Source organism: Kitasatospora sp. NPDC091257, assembly GCF_044757675.1.
GTDB lineage: Bacteria > Actinomycetota > Actinomycetes > Streptomycetales > Streptomycetaceae > Kitasatospora > Kitasatospora lactacystinica.
This window is the reverse complement of the sequence record NZ_JBIVVI010000088.1, coordinates 1-13,653: the sequence shown is the minus strand read 5'-3', so window position 1 is coordinate 13,653 and position 13,653 is coordinate 1. Positions and strand designations below refer to the sequence as shown.

Below are 13,653 nucleotides of genomic sequence, written 5' to 3'. Positions count from 1 at the left end.
AAGGAACGGACGCTTCCTTCGGACCGCCTTCCAGCGGACCCTCCGGGCTTCGTTCTTTCGTGTTTCCAGCTTATCAGATGTTTTCCGCTCCGTTTCCGGGGCTTCGTTCATCCAACTCGCCGGTGTCTTCCGGGGTTTGACGCCCCGTCCGACGTTTCAAACTCTAGCCGATCCCCGCTCCGAAAAGCGAATCCGACCGCAACCCAATAAAACGAGCACGCCGAATACGCACCAGGCCACGACGCACACAGACGAAGCGACCCGGCCCGAACCGGGAAGTGGTGTTTCGGAGGATTGGCCACCCCGGGACCGTCCGCGCGGCTGCGTGTCCGGTGCTCCCTGTCAGGCGACTAGGAGACAGTACTCCTACTCCGGGCCCAAGCCAAACGCCCCTGCCCGGCTCCTCCCCGCCCCACACCCCCGGACGCCGACCAACGTCGGCGTTCATCGTTTGTCTACCGCCCTGCCCCAAGCTCGTGCCACACCGCGCCCCGAGGACCTGGCGGCGCGATCGCACGAGAGAACCACGAGGTACACGGGGACATGAAGACGATGAAGGCCCTCCGGCAGATCGCCCTGGTCACCGCCACCACCGCGCTCGCGCTGGCCGGGGCCGTGGCCTCCACCGGCACCGCGGAGGCGGCGATCGACCGGGCCGGCGACCACGTCTCGATCTGGGACGACGAGCCGCTCTACCCGGGCTGGTACATCGAGTCCGGCTCCACCAGGATGATCATGCAGCCCGACGGCAACTTCGTCGTCTACCAGTTCGGCAGCGACGTCAAGATGGCCAGCAACACCGTCGGCTGCGGCTACAAGGCCGTCATGCAGGTCGACGGCAACTTCGTCGTCTACGCCGCCAACGGCTACGCCTGCTGGTCGTCCGGCACCGCCGGCCACCCGCACGCCAAGCTGACCGTCACCTCCGGCGGCACCTCCGGCGTCTACTGGGGCGGCGGCATCATCCCCCGTCTCGCCCACTCCTCCGACCGCGGCCCCTTCTCCGGCCCGGGCTCGGTCTTCTTCTCCTCCGACCTCTACTGAGTCCTCCCCGGCCCGTCCCCCCGGAGCCCGAGCCAGCTGACCAGGTCGGCCACCGTCCACCGCGGCCGGGCGGCCAGCCGCTCCGCCGCCGTCCGCAGCAGCACCGGCAGGTGGCCGCAGAGCGCGGCCACCTCGGCCACCGCCTCCGGCTCCCGCCGGACCCGCTCCGCGCCGACGATCCGGGCCAGCAGCTCATAGGCGTCGTGCGGCTCCAGCGGTCCCACCGCCAGCCGCACGGCGACCTCGGGCAGCGCGCCCGGCTCCGCGCCCGCCACCACCGCGGCGCAGCCGGGCGCCGCCGGCAGCAGCGGCCCCGGCTCGGCCACCCCGTCGAGCAGCACCAGCACCCGACGCCCGGCGAGCGCCGCGCGGTAGCGCGCGGACAGCTCGTCGAGGCCGGCCGAGGAGTCCGCGCGATCCCCCAACGCCCGCAGGAAGCCGGCCAGCACCGCGCCCGAGCCGCCGCCGCTCGCGTACAGCTGCCCGTCCGGGAAGGCGTCCTGGGCGGCGTGGGCGACATGCACCGCCAGCGCCGACGCGCCGCAGCCCGCCGGGCCCGACAGTCCCAACACCGGCGTGCCGCCCGCCCGCAGCGCCCGCTCCGCCTCCCGCACCTGCGCCGCCCGCCCGACCAGGTCCGGAATGTCCGGCGGCAGCTGACACGGCCTCGGCAGCCGCCGCAGCATCACCGGGGTCTCGCCGCGCCGGATCTGCTCCGCCAGCTCGACCAGCGCCGGGGCGGGTTCGAGCCCGAGCTCCCCGTCCAACCGCTCCCGCAACGCCTCGTACCCCGCCAGCGCCTCCGCCGTACGGCCGCAGCGGTGCAGCGCCAGCAGGTGCAGCCGGTGCACCTCCTCGTCCTGCGGGTACGACGCCGCCAGCCCGGCCAGCGGATCCAGCGCCTCGGCGTGCCGGCCGAGCGCCAGGTCCAGGCCGAGCAGTGCCTTCACCGCCGCGAACCGCCCCGCCGCGAGCCGCTCCCGGACCCGCTCGGCGAACGCCCCGGGCACCCCGTCCAGGGCGCGCTGCCCCTCCCAGGAACCCAGTGCCCGCGCCAGCGACTCGCGCGCCCGCAGGGGATCCTGGTGACGCAGCGCAATGGCCTCGGCCACCGCGACCTCGTAACGGAAGAGGTCCACCGCCGTACGCGGCGCCTCCAGCCGGTAGCCGCCCGCGGTCCCGACCAGCAGCCCGGGCGTGCCCAGGGCACGCCGCAGGCGGTGGATGTGCGTGCCGATCTGCCCGACCGGATCCTTCGGCCAGCGGGTGTCGTCCGCCCCCCACAGGTCCTCGACCAGCCGATCCGTGGACACCAGCTGCCCCGGCGGGATCAGCAGCGCCGCCAGCACGGCCCGCTGCTGCGGCCGGCCGAGGTCGAGCTCACGGCCGTCGCACCGGGCCCGCAGCGGACCCAGCAGGCTGAAATCGAGCCCCACCGCCCACCCCTCGAAGACGTCGATCCGGTACACAATCTGTGACAGAGAATAGGCCGCCGGGGTATGGGGGCCCCGCCGTCCGGCCGGAACTGGCGGGATCCCGGCGCAGAACGACTTTCGGGGACGGGACATGGGTGACATCGGGGGGTCCGGACTGCGGTTCGGACTGCTGGGACCGCTGCGGGCCTGGTACGGGGAGCAGGAACTGGAACTGGGCAGGCCGCAGCAGCGGGCCGTGCTCGCCGTGCTGCTGGGCGCGGCCGGGCGGACGGTGGCCGTCCCGGTGCTGGTCGAGGGGGTGTGGGGCGGGGCCGCACCGGCCGACCCGCGCAAGGCCGTCCAGCTCGCCGTCTCCCGGCTGCGCGCCGCGTTCCGGCCGTACGCCGGGGACGACCCGGAGCGGATGCCGCTGGTCCGGGTCGGCGACGGCTACGCGTTCAGGGCGGCCGGGGCCGAGCTGGACTCGGCCGAGTGGGACGCCCTGCTGGCCGAGGCCCGACGGCTGCGCGACGCGGACGCGCCGCCGCAGGAGGTCCGGGAGGTGCTGCGCCGCGCCCACCGGATGTGGGTCGGCGAGCCACTGGCCGGACTGCCCGGGCCGCACGCCGAGGCCGTCCGCGCCCGCCTGACCGAACAGCGGGTCTCGGCCAAGGAGACGGAACTGGAGCTGGACGCCGACCTCGGCGACCGCACCGACCTCACCGCCGCGACGGCCGCCCTCGCCCTGGAGCACCCCGGCCGCCCCCGGCTCACCGCCGTCCTGATGCGCGCCCTCTACCAGGCCGGGCGCAAGGCCGAGGCGCTCGCCGTGTACGAGGACGCCCGCGCCTGGCTCCCGCCGGGCGAGGACGGACCGGCCGGACTCCAGCTGCGCATCCTGCGCGAGGACGCCTCCCTGCTGCCCGCGAACGCCACCACCGGCCCGACCGAACCGGCCGCCACCGAAACCGACAGCTGGCAGGCGCCCGACCAGCTCCCGTCCGGCCTGCCCGACTTCACCGGCCGCACCGAGGAGGCCGAGACCCTCGCCGACCGCCTCGCCGGCGCCGGCGGCCGGGCCGTCGTGGTCTCCGCCCTGGACGGCATGGGCGGCGTCGGCAAGACCACCCTCGCCGTGCACGTGGCCCGCCGGGTCCGCGACCGCTTCCCCGACGGACAGCTCTTCGCCGACCTGCGCGGCGCCGACCGCACCCCGCCCGACCCCGGCACGGTGCTCGCCGGCTTCCTGCGGGACCTCGGCGTCGACCCGGGCGAGATCCCGCCGGACACCGGCGAACGCAGCGCGCTCTACCGCTCGGCCCTGTCCGGGCGGCGCGTCCTGGTCGTCCTCGACAACGCCGCCACCACCGGCCACGTCGAACCGCTGCTGCCCGGCTCACCCGGGTGCGCGGTCCTCGTCACCAGCCGCCACCGGCTGACCGGCCTCGCCGGGGCCCACCAGCTGCGCCTGGACACCCTGCCGCCCGAGCAGGCGCTGGAGCTGTTCACCCTGATCGTCGGCGCCGAACGCGTCGCCGCCGAGCCCGGGGCCGCCGAGCAGGTCGTCCGGGCGTGCGGGCTGCTGCCGCTCGCCGTCCGCATCGTCGCCTCCCGGCTCGCCGCCGACCCCTCGCTCACCCTGGCCGCGCTCACCGAAGGGCTTCGCCGCGAGCACCGGCTGGTCGAACTCAGCGACGGCGAACGGACCGTCGAAGCCAGCTTCGCGCTCTCCTACCGCCGCCTCGACGCCGAACTCGCCCGCGCCTTCCGGCTGCTCTCCCTGCCCGACGCCCCCGACGTCCCGCTGCCCTGCGCCGCCGCCCTGCTCGACCGCACCGAGGCCGAGGCCGGAGAGCTGCTCGAAACCCTCGTCGACCTCAACCTCCTGCACTCCCCGCGCTTCGGCCGCTACGGGTTCCACGACCTCGTCCGTGCCTACGCCCGCGGTCGGCTCGCCGAGGAGGACGGTGCCACCGAGAGCACCGCCGCCACCGACCGGCTGCTCGACTTCTGCCTCGCCAGCGCCCGCAACGCCGACCTGGCCGCCCGCAGGCCCGACCCGGTCGAGCTCAGCCTGCTCGACGCGGCCGTGTCCCACCCCGGCCGACCGGTCGCCGACGGCGCGCAAGCCGTGCGCTGGATGCGCGAGCAGGCCGAGGTGCACGCCGCCGTCATCGCCCTGAGCTGCGCCGACCCGGCCGTGCCGCTCGACCGCGCCGCCGAACTCGCCGACCGGATGAGCTCGGTGCTCGCCGAACGCACCCAGACCACCGTCATCGCCGACCTCGCCGAACGCCTCGCCGGTGAAGCCGAGGCCCGCGGCGACCACGGCCCGCACGCCCTCGCCCGGTACGTGCGCGGCTCCATGCTCTGGCACGTCAACCGCTACGCCGAGTCCGCGGAGGAGATCCGCCGGGTCGTCGACATCTGCACCGCCACCGGCACCGAGCGGGTCCTCGCCAAGGCCCTGCTCACCCTCGGCGGCAACGCCCGCGTCCACGGCCGCTACGCCGAGGCCGCCGAGCACGCCGGCCGCGCCGCGGGGCTGTTCCGCCGCCTGGACGCCGGACGCTCCGAGGGCAGCGCGCTCGGCGAGTTCGCCTTCAGCGCGGCCCAGACCGGACGCCTCGCCGAGGCCCGGGACGCCGCCGAACGCTGCGCCCGCCTGATGAGCGACTCCGGCCCGGTCTCCGCCGCGACCGGCCGCTACTACCTCGCCCGGGTGCTGCGGCTGTGCGGCGACCCGGAGGCGGCGCTCGCCCACGCCGTCGGCGCCCGCGAGGAGTTCGCCGCCCTCCAGGTCACCGTCTTCGCCGCCGCGTCCGGGGACCTCGCCGCCCGCATCCACGCCGAGGCCGGCCGCTGGCTGCTCGCCGTCGACGCCGCCGAGGCCGTCCTCCCGCTCGCCCGCCGCACCAGCGCCGCCCTGGAGGCCGCCCTGCTGCGCACCCTCGGCACCGCGCTCACCGGCCTCGGCCGCCCGCGCCAGGCCCGGGCCTGTCTGACGGACGCCCTGGAGGTGTACGAGCGGCTGGGGCTCAAGGAGGAATCCGAGCAGGTCAGGGGGCTGCTGGAGCGGTAGACACGGCATCAACGCGAAGGTGCACTACGCGCGTTGACCGACCGTCTACCGCGGTGCCGGAACGTCTCTCTCGTCAGGCCCCGGGCCGCAGCGGTTGCGGCCCGGGGCGACACCACAGACGAGAGGCGCAACCATGCCCACGCTCCCCCAGCACGGTCAGAACTGGACGCTCAAGTCCGCCAACGGAACCGTCGCCGACCTCCGCTCCAGCCAGACCACCGCCGGCACCGCCATCCAGTCCTGGGGCCCCAACGGCACCACCGCCCAGGGCTGGACCTTCTGGGCCAAGGAGAACGGCAGCTTCCTCCTGGAGACCCTGCTGACCACCGGGCGGCACGCAGGCGGCCAGGCCATGGTCATGGACTTCAACTACTCCATCGGCCAGACCTGGCTCTACAACGAGCACAACCAGCCCAACCAGCACTGGTGCTTCGAGCCCCTCGACAACGACTGGGTGCGCATCCGCACCACCCGCACCAACGACGGCATGCTCTTCCTCACCGCCGCCGCCCCCGGCTCGCCCCTCACCCTGGCCAAGCAGGACGACGGCAACCCGGCGCAGCGCTGGCAGCTCGTCCCGGCCGGGGGCGCCGGCAGCGGCGGCCAGCAGCAGCCCCAGCCGCAGCCCCAGCCCCAGCCGCAGCCCGGTGGCGGTGACTTCCGCACCGAGATGCTGAACTCCGTCAACGCCGAGCGCGGCCGGGTCGGCGCCCCGCCGGTGCGCCTGGACGACCGCCTCAGCGCGGCCGCCCAGCGCCACGCCAACGACATGGCCTCGCACGACCTCACCCAGCACAACGGCACCGACGGCAGCACCCCCTGGGACCGCATCGCGGCCGCCGGCTTCTCCTCGCGGGCCTCCGCCGAGAACGTCACCCCGAGCAACAGCGTGCCGGAGGCGATGCAGATGTGGATGAACAGCCCGGGCCACCGGGTGAACATCCTCAACCCCGACTACAACTTCATCGGCATCGGCTACGCGCCCCGCCAGCGCGGCAACTGGGGCCGCTACGTGCAGACCTTCGGCAAGGCCTGAGACCCCGACCGGCACCCTTCCAGCAACAAGGAGTCCATACCCATGTCCTCGAACGCGGCGGACCTGATCCGCATCGCCCGAGACGAGGTCGGCTACCACGAGGGCCGCAGCGGCGGGCACTGGAACAACATCCAGAAGTTCTCCCCCGCCGTCGCCGGCCTGGAGTGGTCCCAGGGCGAGGCCTGGTGCGCCACCTTCGTCGCCTGGTGCGCCGAGCAGTCCGGCAACGGCGGGCTCTTCCCGGTGAGCGCCTCCTGCGCGGAGGGCGTCGCCTGGTTCAAGGAGCGCGACCGCTTCACCGAGTACCCGGTCATCGGCGGCCAGGTCTTCTTCGGGCCCGGCGGCGGCAGCCACACCGGCATCTGCGTCGCCTACACCAGCTCCACCATCACCACCGTCGAGGGCAACACCAACGACGGGGGAAGCTCCGAGGGCGACGGCGTCTACCTCAAGACCCGTGAGCGCCACTCGGACTGGGTCCACGGCTACGGCATCCCGGACTTCGCCGAGGGCGTCGTCCTCGCCGATCCGCAGTGGAAGGACCGCTCCGGGGCGCTCTACTTCGGGCAGGAGGCGTCCGCCGACGACAGCCCCGCCGGCGGCGCCCCGTCCGGGACCGCCCCGGCGGCCGGCGGCGACGGCGGCGACGGCTACGAGCCCTTCCCCGGCGCCGACTTCTTCCACGACGGCCAGAACAGCGACGTCATCACCCGGATGGGAGAGCGCCTCGTCGCCGAGGGCTGCTCCGCCTACGCCGAGGGCCCCGGGCCCGAGTGGTCCGGCGCCGACCGCGAGTCCTTCCGCAACTGGCAGCACAAGCTCGGCGACTCGGGCGCGGACGCCGACGGCGTCCCCGGCCCCAAGCAGTGGGCCGCGCTCGCGGTCCCGCGCGGCTGACGCCGGGCACACGGCACACCCACCTCACCAGAAGGAGAAACCCGATGAGCACCATCACCCGTACCCGCAGGCTCCTCGCCTCGGTCGGGACCGTCGCGGCCGTCGCGGGGGCGGTCGTGGCGGGCGCGCCCGCCGCACAGGCGGCGCAGGCCGGCGCCTGCGACCTGTCGCCGTCCGTGGGAGGCATGACGGCCGTGAACAACGGCTCCGGGGCCGGCGCGCTCGACCTGTACCACAACGTCGAGGTCAACGGTCAGCCGATCATCATCTATCCGGCCAACCAGTCGCCCGCGCAGACCTGGTCGTTCTGGAAGTACTGCGACGGCACCACGGCGATCTCGCACGGACAGGGCAAGGTCATCGACCTCGACACCGGCTCGGGCGCGGTCCACCTCTGGGACACCCCCGGCGGGCTGGACGGCCTCAACCGGCCGACCGGCGACTGGATGCCGGCCAACCAGAAGTGGCTGCTGACGGACAACGACCGCGGCTGGTACCTGATCCGCAGCGCGGCCACCGGGCAGTGCCTCACCTCCAACGGCGGCGGCCAGGCCACCGGGGTGGCCTCCTGCAACACCGGTGACCCGGCCCAGCGCTGGCTGCTGGGCTGACGAACCACCGGGCCCGGTCCGCTCCTCGACGTCGAGCGGACCGGGCCTATCCTCGTCCGCGTGCCCCTCATCAGCCTGCACGACCGCGCCGCGCTCGCCGCCCGCTTCCACACCGATCCGGCGCTGCACCTCTTCGAGCTCGGCGACCTGGACGACACCCTCTGGCCCAACACCACCTGGTACACCGCCGCTCCCGACGCCGGGCACGGACCGGTCGCACTGCTCTACAGCGGCGGCGACACCCCCGTCCTGCTCGCCTTCGCCCGGCCCGCCGGCCTCCCCCCGCTGGAGGCGCTGCTGCGCGACCTCCGCCCCTTCCTCCCCCGCCGGTTCACGGCCGGGCTGCCGGACGGCGCCGAGCGGGCGCTCGCACCCGACTACGCGGTCGAACGCCGGACGCCGCTGCTGCGGATGCTCCTCACGGCGGAGCCCCCGGCCGAGGACACGCACGAGACCCGGCCGTTGGGCCTCGCCGACGTCGACGGCGTCCGAGCCCTGCTCGCCGAGTCCTACCCCGACTCCTGGTTCGACCCCCGGATGCTGGCCGGCGGCGGCTACGTCGGCGTCCGCGAGAACGGCCGGCTGCTGGCCGTCGCCGGAGTGCACGTCCACTCGCCCGCCCAGCGGGTCGCCGTGCTCGGCAACGTCACCACCCACCCCGACGCCCGCGGCCGCGGCCTCGCCCGGGCCTGCGTCACCGCGCTCTGCCGCCGGCTGGCCGCGAGCACCGACCACCTGGGCCTGAACGTCCGCACCGACAACGCCCCGGCGATCCGACTGTACGAGCGGCTCGGCTTCACCACCGTCGCCACGTACAACGAGCTGGTGCTCGGCACCACCTAACAAAGCACTACTAGGGCACGGCCCGGGGCCGGTGCGGCGGATCACGAGTCGATATCCCTTGTCACAGCCGCGCCAGGGACTCGTCACGAGCGTGTCAAAGCGGCGCCGAACCCATGGTCCCGATCGTTCGCGCTGCGCTATGAACGTCCCTCAGGAGGACCGCCGGCACCGGGGGTCCGCAACCACGGGGGATCCACACGTGAAGCCCATCCGCAGCAGTCGCCACGCCCTGGCCCTGGCCTCGCTGGCAGCTGTCGGCGCGCTCACCCTGACCGCCTGCAACGACGACGCCTCGTCATCCGACACCGCGACGACCCCGCCGGCGACCGGCGCGCCCGCCACCCAGGCCGCCTCGCCGACCGCCGCGGCCACCGCCCCGGCCGCCTCCGGTTCGGCCTCCGCCCCGGCGGGCGGCGGCGCCTCCGGTACGGCCGCCGCGCCCGCGCCGGCCGGCAGCGCCCCGGCGGCCGGGACCACCCTGAAGCTCGGCGACGCCGCCACCATCCCGTTCAGCTCGGGCAGCACCAAGGGCACCATCGCGCTCGCGGTCACCTCGATCGAGAAGGGCGACCCGGCCGACCTCACCTCGCTCAACCTGGGCGACAAGGCCAAGGGGCTGGTGCCGTACTACATCCACTACAAGGTCACCAACGCCGGCAGCACCGACCTGTCCTACACCAGCGTCAACCACATGAAGGGCCTGCTGGCGGACGGCACCGAGGCGCAGGAGCTGATGGTCATCGGCTCCTTCCCCAAGTGCAAGAGCGAGTCGCTGCCCAAGGGCTTCACCAACGGCCAGTCCGCCACGTCCTGTGCGGTGGCGATGTCCCCGGAGGCCTCCAAAGTCGCGGGCGCGGAGTACTGGGGCGAGCCGTACACCCTCGGCAAGGGCCTCAACTGGAAGTGATGCCCGGACGGTCCGGGCGGGGCGGCGCACTGCCGCCCCGCCCGGACCTGCCCAGCCCGTGCCGTCAGCCCCGTGCCGTCGGCGACGACGCCGCCGACGACGCGCCGTGGATCCGCAGGAAGGCGTCCACACCTGCCGCCGCGATCCGCTCGACGTCCTCGTCCGCCACCGGGAGGGCGCCCCAGAAGGAGCGCTCGGCGATGCCGTGGAAGGTCAGCAGCGTGAACTGCTCGGCGGCCAGCGCGGCGTCCTCGACCGTGAGGAGCCCGCGCTCGGCGAGCGCGGCGAAGTGCTGCGCGAGGTCGCGCTGGGAGGCGATCGGCCCGGCCTCCAGCCAGGCCTCCAGGACGTCCGCCGGGATGTTGGCCACTTCGGCCCGGATCGCCCGGCCGAGCGCCCCGTGTTCCCCGGCGGACAGGACGGCGCGGGCCCGCTGGACGGCGAAGTCGATCAGGTCCTGGCGCAGCTCCACCACCCGGTCGAGGTACTTCGCCATCAACTCCCGGATGCGTTCCGTCAGTTCCGCCGAGTTCTGCAGGGCCACCGACAGGAAGAGGGTCTCCTTGTCGGCGAAGTGGTTGTAGACCGTCCGCTTGGACACCCCGGCCTCGGCCGCGATCGCGTCCATGCTGGCCCGGACGTACCCCTCGCGCCCGAACACCGCCGTCGCGGCCTGCGTGATCGCCTTGCGCTTCTCCGGCCGACCCGCTCCGCCCGTCGTCGCCACGGCCCTCTCCTCTTCCGCCGGCGCATCGGCCGGCCGCTCAGAAACTACCCGGTGTAGTTTATCCGGGTCACGGCGAACCCGGACGTGCCGCCGAACACGTGTGCTCTATGCTGCGTACGACTTCTACACCCGTGTAGAGGTGATACGGAAGCGCCTCCCCCGATCTCGGGCGGCCGGGCGGGAACCGGCCGGCCGGAAACCGGCGTCCGGAACTGGCAGCGCCACGAACAGAGTTCCGGAACGACGGACGACGGGCCCACGGTCCGGACGAGGACCGGCCCGGGACCGGACGGACCGGACGGACCGGACGGTCGGCACGCGGCGCAGGCGCCACCGTGGCGCGCGGAGCACGGGAACACCGGGGTGAGGGCGTGGCGGGGCAACGAGGACGGTCGGCCGACAAGCGGGCGCGCCGACGGGCGGCGGACGGACCCGCCGGACACATACGCCCCCTGCCCGGCGGTCCCGCGCTGCCGGTGGCACTCGCGATCGGACTGCCGCTGGCCGGCGCCGCGGTCGACGAACTCTCCGGCCCCGGGATGGGCCTGGCCTTCGCGGTGGCCGCGGTGCTCGGCACCGGCCTGGCGGCGGCGCTGAGCGGCCGCCACGGCTGGTGGTGGGTGCTCGCCGCCTCGCCGCTGGTCGTCCTGGGGGTGACGGCCGCCGTCGAGCTGGCCGCCCACCGCGACCGGTACCAGGGCAAGGCCCTGGCCACCGGCGCCGCCACGTGGGTGGTGCACGGCTTTCCCGTGATGGCCGAGGCCGCGGTCGCGGCCGTCGTCGTGATCGCGTTCCGGCTGGTCCGGGCGAGGAGGAGGCAGCATGGCTGACAACGCCGGAACCGACGGACGCGCCGCGGCCCGCCGCTCCTCCCCCGTGCTGATCGCGGGCCGGGTGGTGGCCTGCACCGTGGGGTTCGCGGTGTTCGCCGCCAGCGGGGTGGTCTGGTACGAGTACAAGCAGCTCACCGACGGGATGACCACCTCCGGCGTCATCGCCGAGACCAAGAAGGACGCGCCCAAGCACCTCGACAACTCGGTCAACCTGCTGCTGATCGGCCTGGACAGCCGCAAGAACATGGACGGCACGGACCTGCCGCCCGAGTTCGTCCAGGACGAACTGCACGCCGGCCACAGCTCCGACATCGGCGGCTACAACACCAACTCCCTGATCCTGCTGCACATCCCGGCGAACGGCGGCAAGGTGCAGGCCGTCTCGATACCCCGCGACGACTATGTGATGACCTACGGCGCCGACGGCTCCCAGCTGGGCATGGCCAAGATCAAGGAGGCCTACGGCGCGGCCAAGGACAAGGCCGACGCGGGCCTGCGCGCCAAGGGCCTCAAGGGCGCCGACCTGGAGAAGGCCGGCCGGGACATCGGCCGCGCGGCCACCATCCGCACCGTGCAGAAGTTCCTCGACCAGCCCATCGACCACATCGCCGAGGTCAACCTGATGGGCTTCTACGACATCGCCAAGGCCCTCCAGCCGATCGAGGTCTGCCTCACCCACGACACCAGGGACCCGGCCATGGAGGGCCAGGGCTCGGGTGCCGACTTCCACAAGGGCGTCAACAAGCTCAACGCCTCGCAGGCGCTCTCCTTCGTCCGCCAGCGCCACAACCTCGACGGCCCGGACGGCAACTCCGGCGACTTCGCCCGCACCCACCGCCAGCAGGCCTTCATCTCCTCGGTCGTGCACAACCTCAAGCAGAAGGGCGTCATCGGCGACCTCGGCAAGATGCAGGAGCTGATGGGCGTCATGCAGAAGGACCTGGTGATCGACAACGAGTGGAACGTGCTCGACTTCGCCCAGCAGGCCCCCAACCTCACCGGCGGCAACGTCGAGTTCAACACCCTGACCTTCGACGGGTTCGGCACCAGGAACGGCCAGGACGTCAACCTGGTGACCCCGGCGAAGGTCCAGAAGGTGGTCAAGCAGCTCTTCGGCTACGCCGACGCCGCCGCGGCGCCGGCCCCGGCCGACCCGGCCGCGGGGGCGGCCCCCGCACCGGCCCAGCCGACCGCGACCCCGACGCCGACCGCAACCGCGACCTCCGCCAGGCCCGTCACGGTCGACGTCTTCAACGCCTCCTCCGCCGCGGGCGTGACCTCCGCCGCCGAGGCCAAGGCCCTGGCGGGCCTGGGCTTCAAGGAGGGCCGCACCGGGTCGGCCGGCACCCGGCCGAAGACCACCACGGTCGTCTACGGCAAGGGCGCCAGGGAGGCCGCCGAGCAGATCGCGGCCCGCTACGGCGTGACGGCCGCCGAGTCCGCGAGCACCGCCGCCGACCACGTCGTCGTCACCCTCGGCACCACCTTCACCGGCGTCGCCGCCGACGAACCCACCACCTCCGCGGGCGGCGCCCCGGCCGACCCGGCCGCCAATCTGCCCATGCAGGGCCCCGCCGTCGACGCCCAGGCCGACGGCGGCATCCCCTGCGTCTACTGACCCGCTCCGCATCGGCCGTCCGAGGGAGGCTCCACGCCCGGGGAGCCTCCCTCGGCTGTTCCGGCCCGGAGGGGTCCTCGCGGAAACCCCTGGCGCAATTCTCCGTACTATGTATAGTGTACTGCGTACGGGATAACGCCCGAACGCCGACGAAAGGGTTCTCCGCCTTGCAGATCACCAGGACCGCCGTCTCCCTGACCGTCGAGGACGTCACCACTTCCGCCGCCTTCCTCCAGCGGCACTTCGGCTACACCGAGGAGATGTCGGCCGACGGCTTCGTCTCGCTCGGACACCCGGGCGGCGGGGTCAACGTCGTCTACCTGCGGCGCGGCCTCGAAGTCCTGCCGGAGGAGCAGCGCCACCGCATCGCGGACGGCGTGATCCTGGCGTTCGTCGTCCAGGACATCGCCGCCGAGGAACGGCGGCTGCGCGCCGAGGGCGTCACGATCACCCTCCCGCTGCGCGAGGAGCCCTGGGGCGAGAAGCTCTTCCAGGTCAGCGACCCGAACGGCGTGGTGGTCGAGCTGGTCGAGTGGGCCGAGCAGTAGACAGCGACGAGCAGTAGGCCACGACGAGCGGCAGGAAATGACGAGCCGCAGGAAATGACGACGGCGCCCCCTGTCCCGGCCGGGACAGGGGG

The 13,653-nt window shown here is 73.7% G+C and carries 12 protein-coding genes; 10 read left to right on the top strand and 2 right to left on the bottom strand.

From position 1 onward, the window contains the following. Nucleotides 1-543: 543 nt before the first annotated feature. Nucleotides 544-1,044 (top strand): hypothetical protein, encoded by a 501-nt coding sequence (locus tag ACIQOV_RS06580; protein WP_401045627.1) that lies wholly within the window; start codon nt 544-546, stop codon nt 1,042-1,044. On the opposite strand, the gene ACIQOV_RS06575 is transcribed toward ACIQOV_RS06580, so the two are convergent. Continuing rightward, entirely contained in the window at nt 1,038-2,480 is a 1,443-nt protein-coding gene (locus ACIQOV_RS06575) for a BTAD domain-containing putative transcriptional regulator (RefSeq protein ID WP_401045624.1), read from the bottom strand. The genes ACIQOV_RS06580 and ACIQOV_RS06575 overlap by 7 nt on opposite strands. A 130-nt stretch (nt 2,481-2,610) precedes the next feature. Between ACIQOV_RS06575 and ACIQOV_RS06570 the strand changes: the two genes are divergently transcribed. The 6 genes from ACIQOV_RS06570 to ACIQOV_RS06545 all read left to right on the top strand — a co-directional run bounded on the left by ACIQOV_RS06570 (nt 2,611) and on the right by ACIQOV_RS06545 (nt 9,835). Beyond that, nucleotides 2,611-5,541, top strand: a complete 2,931-nt coding sequence (locus ACIQOV_RS06570; protein WP_401045622.1) for an AfsR/SARP family transcriptional regulator — start codon at nt 2,611-2,613, stop codon at nt 5,539-5,541. 133 nt (nt 5,542-5,674) lie between these two features. Further along, a complete protein-coding gene (locus ACIQOV_RS06565) occupies nt 5,675-6,577 on the top strand; it encodes a CAP domain-containing protein (protein ID WP_401045619.1) in 903 nt (300 codons plus the stop codon). Between the two features lie 42 nt (nt 6,578-6,619). After that, a complete protein-coding gene (locus tag ACIQOV_RS06560; RefSeq protein WP_401045616.1) occupies nt 6,620-7,474 on the top strand; it encodes a peptidoglycan-binding protein in 855 nt (284 codons plus the stop codon). 44 nt (nt 7,475-7,518) lie between these two features. Next, a complete protein-coding gene (locus ACIQOV_RS06555; RefSeq protein WP_401045613.1) occupies nt 7,519-8,085 on the top strand; it encodes an RICIN domain-containing protein in 567 nt (188 codons plus the stop codon). 60 nt (nt 8,086-8,145) lie between these two features. After that, on the top strand, nt 8,146-8,928 hold the full coding sequence (locus tag ACIQOV_RS06550; RefSeq protein ID WP_401045609.1) for a GNAT family N-acetyltransferase: 783 nt from the start codon (nt 8,146-8,148) through the stop codon (nt 8,926-8,928). Nucleotides 8,929-9,127: 199 nt separating this feature from the next. Further along, nucleotides 9,128-9,835 carry a hypothetical protein gene (locus ACIQOV_RS06545; protein WP_401045606.1) on the top strand — a complete coding sequence of 236 codons (708 nt, stop codon included), beginning with the start codon at nt 9,128-9,130 and terminating at the stop codon, nt 9,833-9,835. A gap of 64 nt (nt 9,836-9,899) precedes the next feature. Here ACIQOV_RS06545 and ACIQOV_RS06540 read toward each other — a convergent pair whose 3' ends face one another. Continuing rightward, nucleotides 9,900-10,562, bottom strand: a complete 663-nt coding sequence (locus ACIQOV_RS06540) for a TetR/AcrR family transcriptional regulator (RefSeq protein ID WP_401045603.1) — start codon at nt 10,560-10,562, stop codon at nt 9,900-9,902. 476 nt (nt 10,563-11,038) lie between these two features. Here ACIQOV_RS06540 and ACIQOV_RS06535 point away from each other — a divergent pair, with 476 nt between their 5' ends. The 3 genes from ACIQOV_RS06535 (at nt 11,039) to ACIQOV_RS06525 (ending at nt 13,561) form a co-directional block, all read left to right on the top strand. Further along, nucleotides 11,039-11,392, top strand: a complete 354-nt coding sequence (locus ACIQOV_RS06535; protein WP_401045600.1) for a DUF6542 domain-containing protein — start codon at nt 11,039-11,041, stop codon at nt 11,390-11,392. Then, the gene (locus ACIQOV_RS06530) at nt 11,385-13,013 is read left to right on the top strand and encodes an LCP family protein (RefSeq protein ID WP_401045599.1); all 1,629 of its coding nucleotides are present in this window, start codon (nt 11,385-11,387) and stop codon (nt 13,011-13,013) included. The genes ACIQOV_RS06535 and ACIQOV_RS06530 overlap by 8 nt, the downstream gene beginning before the upstream one ends. Nucleotides 13,014-13,180: 167 nt before the next feature. Further along, a complete protein-coding gene (locus ACIQOV_RS06525) occupies nt 13,181-13,561 on the top strand; it encodes a VOC family protein (RefSeq protein WP_380538453.1) in 381 nt (126 codons plus the stop codon). Nucleotides 13,562-13,653: the final 92 nt, after the last annotated feature.

Coding starts and splice junctions, on each gene's coding strand:
- ACIQOV_RS06580 (WP_401045627.1), top strand. CDS start 544: ATGAAGACGATGAAGGCCCTCCGGCAGATCGCCCTGGTCACCGCCACC.
- ACIQOV_RS06570 (WP_401045622.1), top strand. CDS start 2,611: ATGGGTGACATCGGGGGGTCCGGACTGCGGTTCGGACTGCTGGGACCG.
- ACIQOV_RS06565 (WP_401045619.1), top strand. CDS start 5,675: ATGCCCACGCTCCCCCAGCACGGTCAGAACTGGACGCTCAAGTCCGCC.
- ACIQOV_RS06560 (WP_401045616.1), top strand. CDS start 6,620: ATGTCCTCGAACGCGGCGGACCTGATCCGCATCGCCCGAGACGAGGTC.
- ACIQOV_RS06555 (WP_401045613.1), top strand. CDS start 7,519: ATGAGCACCATCACCCGTACCCGCAGGCTCCTCGCCTCGGTCGGGACC.
- ACIQOV_RS06530 (WP_401045599.1), top strand. CDS start 11,385: ATGGCTGACAACGCCGGAACCGACGGACGCGCCGCGGCCCGCCGCTCC.